Genomic DNA, 4,248 nt, shown 5'->3' with positions numbered 1-4,248 from the left:
CTGGGCGTTGCCGCAGGCGTCGCGGGTGCTGCCGATGAGCTGCTCGACCCGCCACTGCTGGCTGCGACGGCTCTGCCGCTGCCACTCAAGGGTACGCTGATGATCTGGCCCACCCGCAGTGCGGTGGCGGGGGTGCCAGGGTTGGCGCTTTGTATCCTGCCTGTGGTCGTGCCGAAATGGCGTGCAATGCCAGAGTAGGTATCACCCGCGCGTACCTGATAGCGGTAAGGCCCGCCTGTGGGTGCGCGCTCCTGCTGGGTGGGAATCAACAGCCGTTGGCCGACGTTCAGGCGCTGAGCATTGACGCCCGGATTGAAACGCTCCAGACGCTCGATGGGCACATTGGCGCGAGCTGCCAACTGCCCCAAGGTGTCTCCTCGGCCTACCTCGATCCAGCCACCGCTCAATGCGCTGGCACTGCTGCTTTCCGAAGTGCGTTGGCTGGTCGCCGGTGTCGAGCTGGCACAGCCCGCCAGCAGGCTGACAACCAGGCAAGCGCTCAGCCAAAGCCCTAGTCGTGATCGCTGAGAGTGTCCAGCAGCGCGTCTTTTTCCTGCCACAGTGAATTGATCCATGCGTGGAAGCGTTCCTTGTGCTGCGAATCTTCGTGGTAGTTGGCATCCTGCATCCACTCCGGGATGGCAATCTGCCGGGCTTCGAGGGTAATGGGGGCTTCTTTGCCACACAGAAAGCCCATGAAGGTTGGCGTCGGATTGGCATAGCTGATGGTGACATCAAGGATACCATCCAATTGGTTGCCCAGCAGGCTAAGTACTTGTCCGACGCCGCCCGCCTTGGGGCGTAACAGATGACGGTAAGGGCTCTGCTGAGCGTCACGCTTGAGCGGCGTGAAACGAGTGCCTTCCACAAAGTTGAATATCGAAATGGGGGCGTGCCGTGCGCGGCGGCAAGTTCGCTCGGTGGATTCTCTGTCGATCGTGGCCAGCTTTGGGTTTCTGGCAATCTGCTCGCGGGTAAAACGTCGCATGAAGGGGAATTCCAGTGCCCAAAAGGCCAGTCCGACAATCGGAATCCAGATCAGCTGATGCTTGAGAAAAAAAGCGCGGCATTGGGATGCGGCGGTGCAGCGCCATGAACAGAATGAAAATATCGGTCCAGCTGCGGTGATTGGAGATGACCAGCCACCACTGCTCAGGCGTTAGGTTGTCAGGCACCTGAATGGACACCTGAGGCTTCAACCACAGGCGCATCCACCAGAGGTTCACGCCGATCCAGTTCAAGGCCACCGCGCACAGTCCTTTCAGCAGCCACTCCTTAGCTTTACGGCCGGGAGTGATGACCTTGAGCAGCGTCAAAATAATCAGGGGCACACCCCAAACCAGTGTGTTCAGCGTCAGCAGCAAGATGCTGACAGCCCCTTTGATGATTGGCATACCGCGGTCCTCGATCTACTGATGCTACGCACAGAGCGGCTGCCAGGGCTCCCTGAGGGAAGGCGCGCCAGGAGCACTCTGCGCCTGTAGGGACAAATGCTAATGGAACAAGCGCAGACTGCCCAGCATAACTTTGCCGTGCGTGGCGTGATCAGTGGCGCGCCAGTCCGGGAGTTTTAATGTTTTCGATGAGTACGTTACGTAACGCATGGGCGGCCACCGAGAGCTCCTGGTGAGTCAATATGCCCACTCGACAGGCAATGCCGGGCTCGGTCAGCGGCAGGCAGTGGGCGCCTAGCTCGTCCATTTGTTGAATGCACATGGAGGGCACGGCGCTGACGCCTAGCCCCGCAGCGACCATGCGCCCTACGGTCGAGAGCTGATGGCTTTCGAAAGCCACGGGAAGCTCGATACCTTGCCTTGCCAACTCCTGCTCCAGCAAGCGTCTTACCATGGAGGGGCGTTGCAGTGTGATCATGTCGTGGCGCAGCAGCGCTTGCCAGTTCAGGCTGTGCCGGTGGGCCAGCGGGGAGCCGGGAGGGACGACAGCCACGAACTGATCTTCGAAGAGTGGCGTAAAGCTCAAGCTGCCAGCGCCCTCGGGGGCGAACGCGATGCCCAGCTCGACCTGCCTGGAGCGCACCATGTCCATGACTTCCTCATTGATGACATCGTGCACGGTGACGTTGATTTTGGGATAGCGCTGGCGAAACTTGACCAGCGCGCCGGGTAGCAGATTACAAGCAAATGAGGGCATGGCGGCCACGCTCAGGCGGCCCAGCTGTAGCGTGAAGCGCTGGCGCAAGCGCTCTTCGGTATTGTCCCACTGGGCCAGCAGGTGCTTGGCCAACGGAAACAGTGACTCGCCCTCGGGGGTGAGGCGAACGCTACGCGTGCTGCGAATCAGCAGCTTGCCGCCCAGTGAGTCTTCGAGCCCCTTGATGGCCAGGCTAAGTGCGGGTTGGGAAAGATGCAGGCGTTCGCATGCCTGGGTAAAGCTGAGTGTTTGGGCCACGGCCAGAAAGGCCCTGAGCTGCTTGACGGTCATGAGGACTCTTTATAAGTTATTAAAATAAATTGATAAGAAAAACAAACTTAACAAATATATCATCAAGCACAACACTGACTCTATCGAAGCAACTGCATCCAGCGCGCAGCTTTTGTGCCAGACTGGTCAGCAACCACGTAACGAACAATATCCGATAACGTTTTACCAACCACGTGAGGCAACACAATGGCAGGATTCGACAAGCGTGTATCTTCCTATGAAGAAGCGATGGAAGGCCTGGAAAGCGGCATGACCGTGATTGCAGGTGGCTTTGGCCTGTGTGGCATTCCCGAAAACCTGATTGCTGAAATCAAGCGCCGTGGGGTCAGCGACCTGACCGTGGTGTCCAATAACTGCGGTGTCGACGGTTTTGGGCTGGGCATCCTGCTCGAAGACCGCCAGATCAGCAAGATTATTGCCTCTTATGTAGGCGAGAACGCGCTGTTCGAGCGGCAGATGCTGAATGATGAAATCGAAGTGGTGCTGACGCCGCAGGGGACGTTGGCGGAAAAGATGCGCGCAGCTGGCGCAGGTATCCCGGCGTTCTTCACGGCCACCGGGTACGGCACGCCGATTGGTGAAGGCAAGGAAGTGCGTGAGTTCGACGGTCGTCACTATATCCTCGAAGAGGCCATCAAGGGTGACTTCGCCATCGTCAAAGGGTGGAAAGCCGATCGTTACGGCAACGTCATGTACCGCCACACCGCCCAGAACTTCAACCCCATGGCCGCTACTGCTGGCAAGATTACCGTGGTAGAAGTAGAGGAGATCGTTGAGCCAGGCGAACTGGAGCCCAGTCAGATCCATACTCCCGGCATTTATGTGGATCGCATCATTCAGGGCACGTTCGAGAAACGTATCGAGCAGCGCACCGTGCGCAGCTAATCAGTTTGCCTATTTTCCATTACTGCTCAACGACAAGAGGTGGCACCATGGCTTTGACACGCGAACAAATGGCACAGCGAGTGGCTCGTGAACTCCAGGACGGGTTCTATGTGAATCTGGGAATCGGCATTCCCACGCTGGTGGCCAACTATATCCCCGACGGCATGGATGTCATGCTGCAGTCTGAAAATGGCCTGCTGGGCATGGGGCGCTTTCCTACCGAGGAAGAAGTCGACCCTGACATGATCAATGCGGGCAAGCAGACCGTGACGGCGCGTCCCGGCGCGGCCATTTTCTCGTCAGCCGAATCCTTCGCCATGATTCGTGGTGGGCATGTGGACTTGACCGTGCTCGGCGCTTTCGAAGTGGACCAGGAGGGCAATATTGCGTCCTGGATGATTCCCGGCAAGCTCATCAAGGGCATGGGCGGCGCCATGGATCTGGTGGCGGGCGCAGAGAACATCATCTGCACCATGACTCACGCTTCCAAGCATGGTGAGTCCAAGCTACTGGAAAAATGCTCGCTGCCGCTGACCGGTGCTGGCTGTATCAACCGTGTTCTGACCGACCTGGCTTATCTTGAAATCAAGGACGGCGCGTTCATTCTCAAGGAGCGTGCGCCTGGGGTCAGCGTCGAGGAGATCGTCGAAAAGACCGCGGGCAAGCTGATCGTCCCCGACCATGTGCCAGAAATGACCTTCGACGCATGACGTGGGTGGCGTGGGTCAACGCGACTCACGCCATTTCGCAGCGGGCATGGAACGGCAGCAGAATTTCCGCTAGCCGTTTGTGATCATCTTCCACGTGGCGTTGTGTCAGTGAAAGCCCCCCGAGGCAAAGGCGGTGCTCATCGCCTTCGCTGAAGACGATTTTCTGCGGCATGGCGGGATAGAAGCGATGATCCAGCAGGCTGGACACCGA

4 protein-coding genes and 2 pseudogenes are annotated in these 4,248 nt (G+C 58.4%); 2 read left to right on the top strand and 4 right to left on the bottom strand.

Annotation, left to right across the window (positions count from 1 at the left end; all coding sequences use genetic code 11):
• The 3 genes and pseudogenes from B7L72_RS06200 to B7L72_RS06190 all read right to left on the bottom strand — a co-directional run.
• A partial coding sequence (locus tag B7L72_RS06200) for a LysM peptidoglycan-binding domain-containing protein (RefSeq protein ID WP_139788456.1) occupies window positions 1-392 on the bottom strand: 392 nt, incomplete at its 3' end.
• A gap of 119 nt (window positions 393-511) precedes the next feature.
• Window positions 512-1,394: pseudogene (locus B7L72_RS06195) on the bottom strand (acyltransferase).
• Between the two features lie 151 nt (window positions 1,395-1,545).
• A complete protein-coding gene (locus B7L72_RS06190; protein WP_016913781.1) occupies window positions 1,546-2,442 on the bottom strand; it encodes a LysR family transcriptional regulator in 897 nt (298 codons plus the stop codon).
• Between the two features lie 186 nt (window positions 2,443-2,628).
• Between B7L72_RS06190 and B7L72_RS06185 the strand changes: the two genes are divergently transcribed.
• Together B7L72_RS06185 and B7L72_RS06180 are read left to right on the top strand one after the other, a co-directional pair.
• Window positions 2,629-3,327: a CoA transferase subunit A gene (locus tag B7L72_RS06185; protein WP_016913782.1), complete on the top strand. Its 699-nt coding sequence runs from the start codon at window positions 2,629-2,631 to the stop codon at window positions 3,325-3,327.
• 47 nt (window positions 3,328-3,374) lie between these two features.
• The gene (locus B7L72_RS06180; RefSeq protein ID WP_016913783.1) at window positions 3,375-4,037 is read left to right on the top strand and encodes a CoA transferase subunit B; all 663 of its coding nucleotides are present in this window, start codon (window positions 3,375-3,377) and stop codon (window positions 4,035-4,037) included.
• A gap of 25 nt (window positions 4,038-4,062) precedes the next feature.
• Here the strand turns inward: B7L72_RS06180 and B7L72_RS06175 are convergent.
• Window positions 4,063-4,248, bottom strand: a pseudogene (locus B7L72_RS06175) (DUF1338 domain-containing protein); the annotation flags it as partial.

The sequence above is a fragment of the Halomonas sp. BC1 genome (assembly GCF_002078135.1).
Taxonomy (GTDB): domain Bacteria; phylum Pseudomonadota; class Gammaproteobacteria; order Pseudomonadales; family Halomonadaceae; genus Vreelandella; species Vreelandella stevensii.
The sequence above is the reverse complement of the archived record's forward strand: the minus strand, read 5'-3'. Positions and strand labels throughout refer to the sequence as shown.